This is a genomic window from Proteus penneri (assembly GCF_003144535.1).
In the GTDB taxonomy this organism is placed as follows: domain Bacteria; phylum Pseudomonadota; class Gammaproteobacteria; order Enterobacterales; family Enterobacteriaceae; genus Proteus; species Proteus penneri.
This window is the reverse complement of record NZ_PHFJ01000005.1, coordinates 117841-133055: the sequence shown is the minus strand read 5'-3', so window position 1 is coordinate 133055 and position 15215 is coordinate 117841. Positions and strand designations below refer to the sequence as shown.

Genomic DNA, 15215 nt, shown 5'->3' with positions numbered 1-15215 from the left:
ATTAAGTTGATGATTGATTGCGATGTATAGTACAAACATACATGAATGTATGTAAATTAACTTCAGTCAAAATCGAGGATTAATGGCACGAAAAACTAAACGGCAGGCACAAGAAACAAAACAGCAGATTATTGATGCTGCACTTAGGTTGTTTACTGTGCAAGGCGTTTCTGCCACATCACTTTCAGATATTGCATCCGCGGCAGGTGTTACCCGAGGCGCAATATATTGGCACTTTAAAAATAAAGTGGATTTATTTACTGAAGCGTGCAAACTCACCGACTTAAAAATAGAATCTTTAGAATTAGAGTATCAAACAAAATATCCAGATGATCCACTATTTGTATTAAGAGAATTGCTTATTTACATATTGACATCCATTGTCGAAGATCCTAAACATAATTCACTTTTAGAAATATATTTCCATAAATGCGAATTTGTCGGTGAAATGACGCCAATTGTTGAAATTCGCAGAGAATTGTGTGCAGCGGATTATTCTAGAATAGAACAATCTTTATTTCGTTGTGTTGAGAAAAAACAGCTTCCTGCCAATCTTAATTTAAGAAGAGCTGCCATTATGTTAAGAGCCATGATGACGGGTCTTGCCGAAAATTGGTTATTTTCACCAGAAAGTTTCTCTATCAAAGATGAAAGTCAATATTTGGTTGATAGCTTTATTGATATGATAAAGCACAGCGCCAATATGAGAATATCAGCGTCATCTTAATTTATTATTAGACTTGAGGAAGAGGTTTATGAGTAAGATATTAGTTATTGCTAATGGTGCGGCTTATGGCAATGAATCATTATTTAACGCACTGCGTTTATCAATAACATTGAAAGAACAGCATCCAGAAACTGAATTAAATATTTTTTTAATGTCAGACGCAGTGACTGGGGCTTTAGCGCGTCAACAACCTAAAGAAGGTTATAACTTACAGCAAATGCTGGAAATTTTAACAGCACAAAATGTGCCTGTTAAACTATGCAAAACCTGTACAGACACTCGTGGTATCAGTGAGCTACCGCTTGTTGATGGTGCAGAATTAGGCACGTTAGTGGATTTAGCTCAGTGGACACTAGATGCTGATAAAATCCTGACTTTCTGATCATCATTTCGTTTTCTCGGGCGAGAAACAGACCAAGCAACTTGTGCTGTTTACAATGCCAATTTAAAGCAATTGGATTATAATAATAAACAGTTTTTCAATATTAATTGAACAAGTTGCTTAACTATGCGTACTCAAACTTTTTTTTCTCAGTTCGATAATCGAATAATGACGACTATTTTCGCCACGATTATTATGTTTGTTTTTTTGAGTTTCTCCATTAACTCAGTTTTAGCTGCAGTACCCAGTAATTTACCCACTCAAGAAAGTATTCAAAACCAGCTTAATTTATTAAACAAACGTAGCGAGTTAAGTGCAGAAGATAAATTAACGATTGCTGACTTAGAACAATCACTTTTATTACTTGATAATATTCAACAGCTAGAAAAAAAATTAGCAAGCTATGATAAAACCGTAGAGCAATTACCTGAAAAGCTGCGTAATGCACAATATCAACTTAATCAGTTAAAACAGAAAGTCGCTAATAAAGAAGTAGGCGACTATCAAAAGTCACTAGAAGCATTACCTTTAGCAACATTAGAATCACAATTAGAGACTGTCTTACAATCATTACAAAAAGCGCAAGACGATTTAGCCAATTACAGCAATGAACTTATTGTGTTACAAACACAACCAGAAAGAGCACAATCCGTTTTATTTAACAACTCAGAAAGACTGCAACAAATAAGAATATCATTGAATAAAAGTAGTGCAGATAAAGCACAAATGCGACCTTCAGCAGTACAATTATTGCAATTAGAACAATATTATCTTCAACAACAGAATAATTATCAAAAACGCACCTTACAATTTAATGTGCAGCTACAAAGCCTATTACAACTCCAACGTGATTATAGTTCTGCTTACATCGACCTTTCCCAAGAACATGCTCAACTCATTCAAGAAGAGATTAGTGATAAGCGTTTAGATAGTTCAGAAGAAACGGCGAAAGAAGCGCAAAGTACAGGACTTGAAAATCAAGAAATTAATAGCAATCCTTTTTATTTAGCACAAACAGAAATCAATAAACATCTTAGTGATAAGTTGATTGTTACAACGCAAAATAATAATGAGTTAAATCGCCATAGTTTAATGGTCAAAAATCGTTTAGACAGAGCTATTCAATCTGAACGAAATTTAAAAGAACAAATTGATGTTCTCAAAGGAAGCTTATTGCTTTCTCGTATCTTATTTGAAGAGCAAGTTGATTTACCGGATGGTATTTTTATTAATAACCTGCCCGATAAAATTGCGGACTTACGCTTAGAGCAGTTTGAAATAAACAAACAACGCGATCAAATAATACAGCCCAGTGTTTATATTGATCAGTTGATGCATGAATATCAAGTTGCTCATCCTGAAGCTTCCGATCCTAATGCACAAAAAGAGTTACGTAGTGCATTAGAATTACTTGTTGATGCTAGACGTGAATTACTTGATAAGCTCAATAACCAATTGGGTAATCAAATTTCAGGTTCGATTAACCTACAAATGGATCAACAACAATTGCGTAGTGTGGTCAGTTCACTCGAAAACACATTGGCTCAGCAAATTTTCTGGGTAAGCAGCAATAAGCCTATTAATCTTAATTGGTTTTCAGCATTCCCCTCGCAGGCTGTTGCTGAGTTTCAAGGTGTTAAACTCAATTGGTCAAATGAAAATCTGCTGATCGGGGCTAAGAAATCACTTCCTGTTCTTATTGGGTTAATTTTGTTCGGTTCAATACTGATTTGGCAACGTAAAAAACTTGATATTCAGTTTGAAAAACTGAACGGGGATATAAATAAACTCAATAAAGATTCTCAGTTACATACACCGCTTGCTCTGGGAATTGTTTTTCTTAAAACTTTACCTCTGTCTTGTTTTGTTTTAGCGATAGGATATTGGCTAATAAATAGCTTTAATGTACAACAAGAGTTTATCTGGTCCTTCGCTTGGCAATTTGCGGTATTTTGGCTGATGTTCGAATGGTCTTATCGCTTAATGTCTGACAATGGTGTTGCAGTAAAACATTTTAAAATTCCTGTAGAGCGAGTCCAACAAAACCGTAAACGTTTATTACGGCTTTCTTTTCCTATGTTGCCGATTATTTTACTTTCTGCTTATGGCATTAATAATCCATTATTGCTGGTGGGCGATGTGATTGGGCAGTTGGTTGCGATTATTTCACTGTTTTGCATTAGTTTATGTGCATTGCCGTTTTGCCGCGAAATGTGGCAAGAAAAGGGGAATCATGTTGTTAGAACGGTTGTGATCACCCTATTAACATTTTCGCCTTTAATTTTAATGGGATTAGTCATTTTTGGTTATTACTATACGGCGTTGCGTTTAGCCAATCGCTGGATTGATAGCTTATATCTGCTTATGTTGTGGTTTATTGCTTATCACGCCAGTTTGCGCGGATTAACTGTTGCGGCGAGAAGGCTTGCATATCGTCGAGCGCTTGAACGTAGGCAAGCTATGTTAAAAGAGAAAAAAGAAGGTGAAGATAACAGCCTTGAACCGATTCAAGAGCCGCCAATGGATATGGATCTAATCAATCAGCAATCATTAAGACTGACAACGATGATCTTATTTATCATCTTTGCTTCTAGTTTCTATGGAATTTGGTCTGATTTTATTACTGTTTTTACCTATTTAGATGGAATAACGCTCTGGAATTACACATTACCGACAGAACTCGGTAATGTGGTTAAGGCCGTGACTGTTGCCGATCTCTTATTGTCTGTTTCTATCATGGCAATCTCTTGGTTTATGACGCGAAATTTACCGGGTTTATTAGAGGTATTAATTTTATCGCGTATCAAACTGCAACAAGGCGCTTCTTACGCTATTACGACTATTTTAACCTACGTTATTATTGCTATTGGAACCATTGTCTCTCTGGGAATATTAGGTGTGGCATGGGAGAAATTACAATGGTTAGCGGCGGCTTTAACGGTAGGGTTAGGGTTTGGTTTACAAGAGATCTTTGCAAACTTTGTGTCTGGCTTAATTATTTTGTTCGAAAGACCTGTCAGAATTGGTGATACGGTTACTATTGGTACTTATTCTGGTACGGTTAGCCGAATTCGAATTAGAGCAACGACAGTGACTGACTTTGATCGCAAAGAAGTGATTATTCCAAATAAAGCGTTTGTAACCGAACGGCTTATTAACTGGACATTATCTGATACTGTCACACGCATTATTATTCAGGTGGGGGTGGCATATGGCTCTGATCTCGAGAAGGTCAAAGCGATCTTAATGAAGGCCGCTAAAGATAATATCAGAGTGATGACTGAACCAGAACCCGTGGTGCTATTTACTGAATTTGGGGCAAGTACCCTGAATCATGAATTGCGTTTTTATGTCAGAACATTAGGTGATAGAAGTATTGCAATAGATGAAGTTAACCGCGCTATTGATAAGCTATGTAATGAAAATAATATCAATATTGCGTTTAACCAACTTGATGTCTATTTGCATAATAAACAAGGTGATGAAGTACAAGAGATAAAACGTCCTCTTGATGGCTCAACACCTGATGCTAATACGCCTTTCGCTTAATTAAAGGGATGAATGAGTAGATTGTGTCGCTAATTTTTTTTCATAATCTTGGCGCACAATCTCGAGGGCTTCTAATGCTGTTTTAGGATCAATATGGTGGCTTTCAAGTAAATAGATAAGATCGACAGCCAATTGAACAGACTCTGGCGCTTCGTTTAAACTCATAATCACTTCCTTTAAAATTTATCTTCTTGTTTCTCAATGTTTTTTTCGATAGAAAACAAGGCGTTTTTGCAGCGCGCAAGGCGATTTTCAAGAGCAGCAATCTCTTTTTGTAACTCTTGTTGCTTCATAAAGCTCTGTGCTTGCATTAATGAAAGTTCTCTATCTTGGATCATGGCCTGTAATCGACGTTCATAATCCTGATGTTGGGCAAGTTTTTGGTATAAATCGACACTTTTTTTTCGTTGAGTAAGCTGGTTCTCTTGCTTTCTTAGTGTTTGTGTCGATAATTCACGAGTTAATGCTTCTATTTGTTGTAGGATTTGTGTAGCCAGAAATTTAACCTGCTGGCTTCGTTGTGCTTCAACACAAGCGATTAACTGGGTAAAATTATCGCGGATCTGTTGCATATAACCGTCAAGAGAATCACTTCGGCGGTGGAACAGTGCTGTGTCGAAGCAAGGTGCTGCAATTTTTTTGTTTGCAATAGGCGCCATTGTTTCGGCTAGATTGTCTATCTGTTTTTTAAACAAGCTTAAAGGATCGGGTTTAGTCATCTGGTTCTTGTCCCTGTTTTGATAAAAACATGAATTGACTTTAAGCAACAAAAAAGAGTTGTTAACTGGCTTTCTGTTGCATTTTAACGGCATATTGCATAGATTCTATCGTTTCGTTTTTTATTATGGCACTGATTATGACTGCTAACGCGCAACAACTGCAATTTATTAAAGACAGTATTGAAACCATTCCTGATTATCCAAAAGAAGGGATATTATTCCGTGATATCACTACATTATTAGATAATCCTGCTGCATATCAGACAACCATTGATTTATTGGTAGAACACTATCAAGGTCAGGGTATCACTAAAGTCGTGGGTACCGAAGCTCGCGGTTTCTTATTTGGTGCTCCGGTTGCTTTACGCCTCGGTGTTGGTTTTGTTCCTGTTCGTAAAAAAGGTAAATTGCCTCGCGAAACGCTCAGTGAAACTTATGATTTGGAATATGGCACAGATACTTTAGAGATCCACAAAGATAGCATTACGGATCAAGACAAAGTATTAATGGTTGATGATTTACTGGCAACCGGTGGCACCATTGAAGCAACTGCTCGTCTTATTCGCCGTTTAGGCGGGACTGTGACAGAAGCTGCATTCATTATCTGCTTACCTGATTTAGGCGGTATCCAACGCTTAGAAAAACAAGGTATTCACAGCTTTACGCTGGTTGATTTTCCAGGACATTAATTTCTTCACTGTTTAGAAAAGGGCTAATGAAGTTCTTATCGTAAACACAAGTAAGAGTGCGGGTGCTTATATATCGTTTATAAGTTTTTCTATTTTTATAAATGTATATTGCCCGCACAATTGTTACCTCTTACTTTATCTTTTATTTCATCTGGTTCTTTCATTAATATCTCATTTGTTTCTTACAGATCTCGCTCAATAGGTCGCCCCTGTGTTAGCATAGAGATAAATCTTGTTCAAATTTAGCGGAATCAATGAGCTATCAGGTACTTGCCCGTAAGTGGCGCCCACAAACTTTTAACGATGTTGTCGGCCAACGTCATGTGTTGACGGCTTTAGCTAATGGTCTTGATCATCAGCGACTTCATCACGCCTACCTTTTTTCTGGCACTCGAGGTGTCGGAAAAACCACTATTGCCCGATTATTTGCCAAAGGGCTTAATTGTGAAACAGGTATTACGAGTAAACCTTGTGGTCAATGCGCAAATTGCCTTGAAATAGAACAAGGGCGTTTCGTTGATTTAATTGAAATCGATGCTGCATCTCGAACCAAGGTAGAAGATACCCGTGAACTGCTGGATAATGTGCAATATGCGCCAGCTCGTGGCCGTTTTAAGGTCTACTTGATTGACGAAGTTCACATGCTTTCTCGTCACAGCTTTAATGCGTTACTAAAAACATTAGAAGAGCCGCCTGAGCACGTTAAATTCTTATTAGCAACAACAGATCCACAAAAATTACCTGTCACGATTTTATCGCGTTGCTTGCAATTTCATCTGCGAGCATTAGATATTGACCAAATAGCAACACAACTCGAAAAAGTGCTTTTAGCAGAACATATTGAAAATGATGTAAGAGCACGTCAACTTATTGCACGTGCTGCTGATGGCAGTATGCGAGATGCATTAAGTTTAACAGACCAAGCTATTGCAAGTGGCGAAGGTGTCGTCAGTACGGAAGTGGTTAGCCAAATGCTTGGCACTATTGATGACGCTCAACCTTTAGCATTGATTGAAGCGTTGGTAAAAGCGGATGGTCAACAGGTCATGTCGCTGGTGAATGAAGTCGCTTCAAGAGGGACTGACTGGGAAAATTTCCTAGTGGAAACCCTCTCATTATTACATCAAATTGCCATGTTGCAGTTATTACCTAGTGAAGAAAATCCTCAAGAGCAATTTACTCAAGAGCGTCTACGTTTATTGGCTAAATCTGTTTCTCCACAAGATTTACAACTCTATTATCAAACTTTATTAGTCGGGCGAAAAGAACTGGCTTATGCACCAGATAGACGCATGGGGGTCGAAATGACTCTGCTACGTGCGCTTGCTTTTCATCCTAAAACAGTGATTGATGAAATACCTTCAGCGCCATTAGCACAAACTCTACCTTCAGCATCATTACCTACGAATAGAATGTCTGAACATTATGCTCCGCAAACTGTACAGACTCACTCGCCCCAAATGGCTCACCAATCTTCTTCGCCTATAGAAAAGAGTGCGTCATTAGGTAACAGCCCAGCAGCGCAACTTTTAAGAGCAAGGCAGGCAATCAAGGGGACGGAACAACAAACCCCGCCAAAAAAGTCTGAACCGGCGACGCCTAATCGGGCTAAGCCGGCTGCTAGTGCATTAGAGCGGCTAGCAGCCGTGAGTGAAAAACGCCAGCAAGTTGTGAAGCGTCAGACTAATGCGCCTGAAAAAAAGAAAAAAGAAGAGTATCAGTGGCGTCCGCAAAACCCTGAAATCATGTCAACGGAACAGGTTGTTTCTTCACCCAAAGAGATCAAAGAGGTTCTCGAATATGAAAAAACACCTGAATTAGCAGCGAAAATTGCTAAAGAGTCGCAAGAAAGAGATGCTTGGGCGGCTGAAATTGACAAAATGCCACTACCTAAATTAGTGCAACAACTGGCCTTAAATGCATATAAAGAGACAGTAAGCGAAGAAAACGTTATTTTGCATTTACGAACTAAACAGAAACATTTAAATTCAGCAAATGCGTTACGTACTCTGACTAATGCGTTAAGTGAATTGCATGGAAAAGCAATTTCACTCACAATTATAGAAGATGATAATCCAGCGGTAAAAACGCCGTTGGAGTGGCGACAAGCCATTTATGATGAAAAATTGGCGTTATCGCGTCAATCGATTATTACGGATAAAACGATTCAAACATTACAGCAATATTTTGATGCTGAATTGGATGAAGAGAGTATCCGACCTGTTTAATCGCAACATGTTGTATGACTTCATACTGTGTGGCTTTTACAAAGAGAGACAATTATGTTCGGAAAAGGTGGTTTGGGTAATCTGATGAAGCAAGCCCAACAAATGCAAGAAAAAATGCAACAAATGCAAGAAGAGATCGCAAACTTAGAAGTGACAGGTGAATCTGGCGCTGGCTTAGTTAAGATCACTATCAATGGTGCTCATAATTGCCGTCGTGTTGAAATCGATCCTAGCCTGCTAGAAGATGACAAAGAGATGCTAGAAGATTTGATTGCTGCTGCCTTTAATGATGCTACACGTCGTATTGATGAAACACAAAAAGAAAAAATGGCTTCTGTTTCTAACGGTATGCAATTGCCACCAGGCTTTAAGATGCCATTCTAATGCAAACCAGCCCACTTCTTGAATCATTAATGGAAGCGTTGCGTTGTTTACCCGGTGTCGGGCCTAAATCAGCGCAACGAATGGCTTTCCAACTACTTCAACGCGATAGAAGCGGTGGTATGCGACTTGCACAAGCTCTCACTCGCGCAATGTCTGAAATTGGTCATTGCTGTGATTGCCGAACTTTTACTGAAGAAGAGCGTTGTACCATCTGTGCCAATGTTCGCCGTCAGCAAAATGGGCAAATTTGTGTTGTCGAAAGTCCTGCGGATATTCATGCTATCGAGCAGACAGGGCAGTTTGCGGGTCGATACTTTGTTTTAATAGGGCATTTATCTCCTTTAGATGGTATTGGGCCTATGGATATTGGTTTAGATAGACTGGAAGAGCGCTTAAGCCAAGAAACTATTTCAGAAGTGATCTTGGCGACAAATCCGACTGTTGAAGGTGAAGCAACAGCCAATTACATTGCTGAAATTTGTGCTCAGTATGATATTGCTGCCAGCCGAATTGCCCATGGGGTTCCTGTGGGAGGTGAGCTTGAAATGGTCGACGGTACAACGCTTTCACACTCTATTGCTGGACGCCAAAAAATCCACTATTAACATCATAAATAGTTTATTAAAAAAGCACCTCTTTACTTAATGTATGAGGTGCTTTTTTTATCTTAAACTTCGAAAAAAAGTGCCGTTTTAACTAAAAATTAGTCCATTAAGCTGTAAGACGGTTTTTTTTAAGAAATATCTTTTATCTTCACTTTATTGCTTTTTTCTTTCTGATGAATTTTGCGTCTTTATGTTACATTAACCATTATCATGAAAAATAATAACTGAATGATGGAGCATCTTATGATCCCTGACGTAGCCTTGGTTGATAATAGTGAACAAAGAACCCCTCTTATCTTAGTGCTAGATAGCTCTGGTAGTATGTATGGGCAGCCTATCCAACAACTAAATGAAGGTCTTAAGTTACTTGAACAAGAACTAAAAAATGACGTTATTGCTGCAAAGCGTGTGCGTATTTTAGTGATTGAGTATGGCGGATATGACCAATGCACTATTCATGGTGATTGGAAAGATGCTATGGATTTTACTGCGCCTGTTTTAGAGGCAAATGGCACAACGCCGATGGGGCAAGCTATCACGCTGGCACTTGAAGAAATAGAAGCGGAAAAACAGCGTTTTAAACAAGCCGGTGTTGCTTATACTCGTCCTTGGCTATTCTTAATGTCTGATGGTGTACCAACCGATCAATGGGAACAGGCTGCACAGCTTTGTCGTCAAGCAGAAGAAAGCCAAAAAACAGCAGTATTTCCTATCATGGTTGATGGTGCATCAGCAGAGGTAATGGGCAGTTTTAGCCGTAATGGTGTTAATGGGGTGAAAATGCTTAAAGGGTTACAATTTAAAGAGTTGTTCTTGTGGCTAAGCGCCAGCATGCAAGTGGTGTCTCAATCAACACCGGGTGGCACGGCACAATTACCTTCTACGGATTCTTGGGCGAGTGTACCTGTTTGATGAACGATTGGTTAGCATATGGGGCATCGGTGACAGGAATTGCCCATCAAGAACGTCAAATTCCCTGTCAAGATGCTTATTTTATTCGCCGTAAAGGTGAATATCTTATCGCCGCTGTTTGTGATGGCGCAGGCTCCTCTCGTTATAGTGAACAAGGCGCTCAGCTTGTCGCTCGGTTATTTACGCTACGCATTACAGAGTGGCCAAACTTTGATTTGTTAACCGAAAAACAGATAACACAAGGGGCTAAACAGCTTATTGAAGATATTCGACAGCAATTGGCTGAATATGCAGAAATAAAACAGTGTGCGCTTAATGAATATGCATCAACACTGGTTGCATGTTGGGTTGGTGATGATGGTGGTTATTTATTCCATTTAGGTGATGGCATTGCTGTAGTGGAATACTGCGATGGTACAAGTTATGTATCACAGCCTGAAAATGGGGAATATGCAAATCAAACTTGGTTTGTGACGTCAGAAAATTGGGATGCGCATTTACGCGTAATTCCTCTAAATAAACCAGTAAAACAAGTTATTTTGATGTCTGATGGTGTACAGCCTTTTGCCATGAATAAAGCGTGTGATGCACTTTATGAACCGTTTATCACTCCTGTGATCCGTTATTTAAAAACAGTATCAGAAGATAGCGGAAGTGAGGCATTAGCAGGAACTTTAGCTGATCCTCGAACACATTCAATCACAGGCGATGATAAAACCTTAGTTATTTGCATCAGGGATGAAGAGTTGTGGTAAAAGCAAGAAAGAAAGGGATAGCTCAATCAGTATCTAGGCAATTACAAGATGAAAACGGTAAGATTTATCAAATAGGTGATTTGATAAAAAGCGGTGGTGCAGGTAGCGTTAGCCATATTAATAATGTCCCTTCCCAAGTCTCAAAAGTTTATCATGACAAAATTGATAAAGCCTATTATCTGAAAAAAATCACGGCAATGCAGAAGTTAGAACCTGCATTAAAGCCAGTTTCTGTTAACGGTACGCCTATTATCCAACTCGCATGGCCTCAAGCACGTTTATATAATAGCCAAAAGCAATTTGTTGGCTTTGTGATGCCGGAACTTGATGTCAAAAATACGATTGAGTTGGAATACATTCTTCAAGAACGCCAAGCCAAAGCTCATGGTTTACCTACTGGGATGGGCGCGAAAGTCAGTCTCGCATATAACCTTTGCTCATTGATTGACGCTTTACATCAGCAAGGGCATCGTATTATTGATATGAAACCGTTGAATTTGCGGTTTTATAAATCAAGCTTGTATATGTCTCTTCTCGATTGTGATGGATTTAGTATACAAGGAGAAAATACACGTTATCCTGCAGGGCAATTTACCGTTGAATATTTAGCGCCAGAATTTCAAGCCAAGCAAACTATTCCAGAAGCAGAAGAAGAGTGGCAAGATCGATTTGCTTTAGCTGTAATTATTTTTCAGTTGCTTAATTTTGGTATCCACCCTTTTAGTGGTCGCCCTAAAAATGACACTGTACCTACGGATATTCCAAGACGTATTGCTGGGCGCTTTTATGGTTATGGCATAAAAGCACATAATTTAATTTCACCCAGTGTAGCGAGTGGGCATAAACAATTACCTGATACATTAAGAACACTCTTTGATAAAGCATTTTCAGGAGCCCCTTCATTAAGACCCAGTGCTAAAACATGGGCTACGGCACTGTATGAATACGCACAACCTGAAAAACAGCAAATGTTGGTTTGCCAGAAAGATAAAAACCACCAGCATTTTGCGGGTAAAGCCTGTGCAGCATGTGCAAGGCAAGCTCAGTTACAGCAAGTTGCAACAACTCAAAAACAAAATCAAACGCAACAAGAACAGGTACGCCAAACAAGAGTACAAAATACTATTGCTAGACAAGCGACAATACGTACAGCTCCGTCTAAACCGATGCAACCTCCTGCAATTTTTATTGCTATAAAACAAGCTATAAGCAAAGTACCTAAGGTTATTTTACATACCGCTATTGCTATGACAGTCCCAGTAGTTTTGGGTTTATTACTGATGAACTTTATTCCACAAGGAGTTAGCGGTAGTTTAGGCTCTAGTTGGGTCGCTGATTTAATCAAAGCGGATTATATTGAACAAATACTCATAACGATGTTGAGTGTGATGTTTTTAATGGTTTCAGCCATTATTTTGTTAGTTATTTTTGTTTTCCCTTCAATGCATATTTTGAAAAGAAAGCCATAGTTTAGGGGAAATAACATGAAAAAAAGAATAAAGCTGATCCTGATTATTATTGGCGTTATAACATTACTGTTCCCTTTTTGGTTGCCAGCCTTCTTGGTTTCTACTTTTAGCTTAATTGATGGTTTTAATAGTCAAATTCTCCCCTCATCGGTTCGCTTTGATGAACGTAATTTCTTACTGGGATTATGGCTAGGTTCTCTTATTATGACGATTGTAATGTTATTGCAATCGTGGAGAGCTAAAAATATTTACTATTTATTCGGTGGGGGACTCGTGCTTTTAATGGCGCTGGGTGTGTCATTTTCGGTGATCCCAAAGAATGAATTAGAAGATCGTCGTCGTTTTGTTTTACAAAATATTGAGCAGTCAGAATGGCAAAATTATCATTATTTTGTTGTTAATAGTGAAGATGATATTCGTAAAGTTATTCGGTCTAATCAAGCTAAAGCATTGGCATCGCTTAGCGCGATTGAAAAAACACGAATAGCTTTACCAGGATTAGATTATTTTAGTGATGATGTGGTTGCTGCGACAAAAGCGAAAGACGCTTATTTAGTTCATGCAAAAGGCACACCAGAACGTACGGACGCTTTAAAAATACTCAATTTTTATGGCGACTGGCTATTAAATCAACCTGAGATTATGGTTGCTCAGGCGTTAGCTTCCCTTTCAAGTAGTCATGATGCTCAATTAACGCAATCAGGTATTAATGTTATTGCTGTTGCACCCTTATCACCTGAAGCATGGCAAGTTTTAGCACTGACTTATATTGCTCATCGTTCTCCCGATGCTCAAGTTGAAAAAGCGATGTTAGCGTTAATGGTAGCGGATACACTGACACAGGCTAAACAAGCTCGTCATGATGTTTCAGCACAACAATTATTGAAAAAAGCAATTTCAGAGCTTACTGAAAATCAGCGTCAGATTTATCAGATATTACAAGCGCGTGTTATTGAAGATCGTTATTATCGACAAAATAGCTCTCCTCCTGAAGATGTCACAACGTTGGCAAATCAACGATTACCAGTGAGTAACGCAATAAATAGTGATTTAACCACTTATCTTGAAATGCAATCAATGATGGAAAAACAGTATCCCGGAGAAGTGATAGTTGAATCACCTAATGAAGTAAAAAACTTAACTGAGATCCGTTATCCGACAATTAGAAGATATATCCCTCGTGCAGAGGTTATTTTATCCATTGATGTCGATCCTCAAGGGCGCATTTCAGGGCTTTGGGTGCAAAACAGTAGTGGTGTTGATGCTTTTGATGATCAAGCCGTGAGCGTAGCTCGTCATTGGCGTTTTATGCCAAATAAAGACGGATATCGCCAACGTGTAACAGTGCGTTTTGAAAGCACTCGCCTTGGTTGGAAAGAGTATGCTGCTAAGTTGCAATCAACATTGATCAAACTGGTTAAAGCTTACGCAAGACAAGAGGCAAAAGGGATAACACTTAGCGAAAATATTTATTCAGAATTGAAAAAACAAGCGCCAGAATTAGACGATGAAAGAGAACTAACTCGCTCTAGCTATGATCCTTATGCTTCTTATTACCCTAGACTATCGCAAAAGCAGCAAGAAAAGCGAGCTGCGCTACAAGCAATCTTAAAAGAGTTGCAGGCATTGCCTAATAGCGAGAATAATCATGAAAATTGGGATAACAGTATTCGCTTTTTAAATGAAAAGCTCGCTCTTCATCAAGATAATGCCGATATTGTGAGAACAGTGGCGCGTTTTGAATTGCAATATTACAACATAGGAACAAATAATTTAGCAAGATCGCCTAATATTTATCCTCAAGAAAAAAGATATTGGCAAACCTTATTACTTAATGCACGTACACATTTTGAACAGGCTATTGCATTAGATCCTGATCGTGAAGATGTCTGGTTAGGTTGGGGAATAACATGGCTCGATGAAGATCCTGAAATTGCAGCGGGTGCATTTGCTAAAGCCTCACAGCAGAAGTCAACAGAAAGTATTGGTTCTCTTATGCAACTGTTAGAAATGCGTATGGTGATGGATACACTTGAAGGCGTGCGTTTAGAGCGTTATCAGACCTTGCGCGCAAGAATGGATATGCGTTATTTACCTGAAGATATCGAAATTAAGCCTGAAGATGATTATCTCAGTGTTGATTTAACTCAGGTTCAATTAGCTCAACGTGCAATACCCGCATCAGATCCGAATAGCAAAGTTGTTCGCTTACCATTGAATACCGATAAAATTGAGCAATCAAATCGAACATTTAGTATTGATTTCTCATCAGCCAATATCAATGGCGGTGATCAGGTATTACCGAAAGTGAAGGCTCCTAGTACAGCACCTAAAACAGGGGATATGATCTTGCAACTTGATGTTGATCCTCAAGGTGTTCCTACCGTGGTTTTATTGAAATCTGGCAGTGGTGACATGAGCATAGATAATGCTGTTATTGATGCTGCATATCAATGGCGTTTTAATGGTTCACCAGCTCGAAAAGGTAGTGTGCTTTTGATATCAGTTCAATTTAGCCAATAATTACCATTTAATTAAATAATTGTTATAAAAAACCTCCTTTTTTGTTGGTGAAAAGGGGGTTTTCTTCTTTTTAGTGATTTTCTAACTTATTGAAAGTCATAAATTTGTTATCTTGATCACAAAAAAATCACCATTTAAAAATAGTAGAACCACTTAACTCAGAAAACAGACCGCTTAATTCTTTATACAACCGCTAAGAGATTTAATCACACCATTCCAATGTAAGAATTCTTATTATGTCGCTGCGGGTAGTTATCTTTTAGATTCGCTCAA

The 15215-nt window shown here is 38.7% G+C and carries 13 protein-coding genes; 11 read left to right on the top strand and 2 right to left on the bottom strand.

Features of this window, described 5'->3' with window-relative positions; genetic code table 11:
• Positions 1–82: 82 nt before the first annotated feature.
• The 3 genes from acrR (at position 83) to mscK (ending at position 4658) form a co-directional block, all read left to right on the top strand.
• On the top strand, positions 83–727 hold the full coding sequence (gene acrR, locus CUB63_RS08460; RefSeq protein WP_006535057.1) for a multidrug efflux transporter transcriptional repressor AcrR: 645 nt from the start codon (positions 83–85) through the stop codon (positions 725–727).
• 28 nt (positions 728–755) lie between these two features.
• On the top strand, positions 756–1109 hold the full coding sequence (locus tag CUB63_RS08455; RefSeq protein WP_006535056.1) for a DsrE/DsrF/TusD sulfur relay family protein: 354 nt from the start codon (positions 756–758) through the stop codon (positions 1107–1109).
• Between the two features lie 126 nt (positions 1110–1235).
• Positions 1236–4658 carry a mechanosensitive channel MscK gene (gene mscK / locus CUB63_RS08450; protein WP_229096504.1) on the top strand — a complete coding sequence of 1141 codons (3423 nt, stop codon included), beginning with the start codon at positions 1236–1238 and terminating at the stop codon, positions 4656–4658.
• Here the strand turns inward: mscK and rsmS are convergent, their stop codons facing one another.
• Positions 4659–4823, bottom strand: a complete 165-nt coding sequence (rsmS, locus tag CUB63_RS08445; protein WP_072063650.1) for a pleiotropic regulatory protein RsmS — start codon at positions 4821–4823, stop codon at positions 4659–4661.
• Between the two features lie 11 nt (positions 4824–4834).
• Positions 4835–5377, bottom strand: a complete 543-nt coding sequence (gene priC, locus CUB63_RS08440) for a primosomal replication protein PriC (protein ID WP_072063649.1) — start codon at positions 5375–5377, stop codon at positions 4835–4837.
• Between the two features lie 137 nt (positions 5378–5514).
• Between priC and apt the strand changes: the two genes are divergently transcribed.
• From apt to CUB63_RS08400, 8 genes are all read left to right on the top strand, one after another.
• Positions 5515–6066, top strand: a complete 552-nt coding sequence (gene apt / locus CUB63_RS08435; RefSeq protein WP_072063648.1) for an adenine phosphoribosyltransferase — start codon at positions 5515–5517, stop codon at positions 6064–6066.
• A gap of 254 nt (positions 6067–6320) precedes the next feature.
• Positions 6321–8294 (top strand): DNA polymerase III subunit gamma/tau, encoded by a 1974-nt coding sequence (dnaX, locus tag CUB63_RS08430; RefSeq protein ID WP_072063647.1) that lies wholly within the window; start codon positions 6321–6323, stop codon positions 8292–8294.
• Positions 8295–8348: 54 nt separating this feature from the next.
• Positions 8349–8678 (top strand): YbaB/EbfC family nucleoid-associated protein, encoded by a 330-nt coding sequence (locus CUB63_RS08425; protein WP_109847871.1) that lies wholly within the window; start codon positions 8349–8351, stop codon positions 8676–8678.
• Complete coding sequence (recR, locus tag CUB63_RS08420) at positions 8678–9283, top strand: recombination mediator RecR (protein ID WP_109847870.1); 606 nt, start codon at positions 8678–8680, stop codon at positions 9281–9283. Before CUB63_RS08425 ends, recR begins: the two co-directional genes overlap by 1 nt.
• A 243-nt stretch (positions 9284–9526) precedes the next feature.
• Complete coding sequence (locus tag CUB63_RS08415) at positions 9527–10195, top strand: vWA domain-containing protein (protein ID WP_196543904.1); 669 nt, start codon at positions 9527–9529, stop codon at positions 10193–10195.
• On the top strand, positions 10195–10950 hold the full coding sequence (locus tag CUB63_RS08410; RefSeq protein WP_109847869.1) for a PP2C family serine/threonine-protein phosphatase: 756 nt from the start codon (positions 10195–10197) through the stop codon (positions 10948–10950). The genes CUB63_RS08415 and CUB63_RS08410 overlap by 1 nt, the downstream gene beginning before the upstream one ends.
• On the top strand, positions 10944–12419 hold the full coding sequence (locus tag CUB63_RS08405; protein ID WP_072063644.1) for a hypothetical protein: 1476 nt from the start codon (positions 10944–10946) through the stop codon (positions 12417–12419). The genes CUB63_RS08410 and CUB63_RS08405 overlap by 7 nt, the downstream gene beginning before the upstream one ends.
• 15 nt (positions 12420–12434) lie before the next feature.
• Positions 12435–14942 carry a TonB family protein gene (locus CUB63_RS08400; RefSeq protein ID WP_109847868.1) on the top strand — a complete coding sequence of 836 codons (2508 nt, stop codon included), beginning with the start codon at positions 12435–12437 and terminating at the stop codon, positions 14940–14942.
• Positions 14943–15215 lie beyond the last annotated feature (273 nt).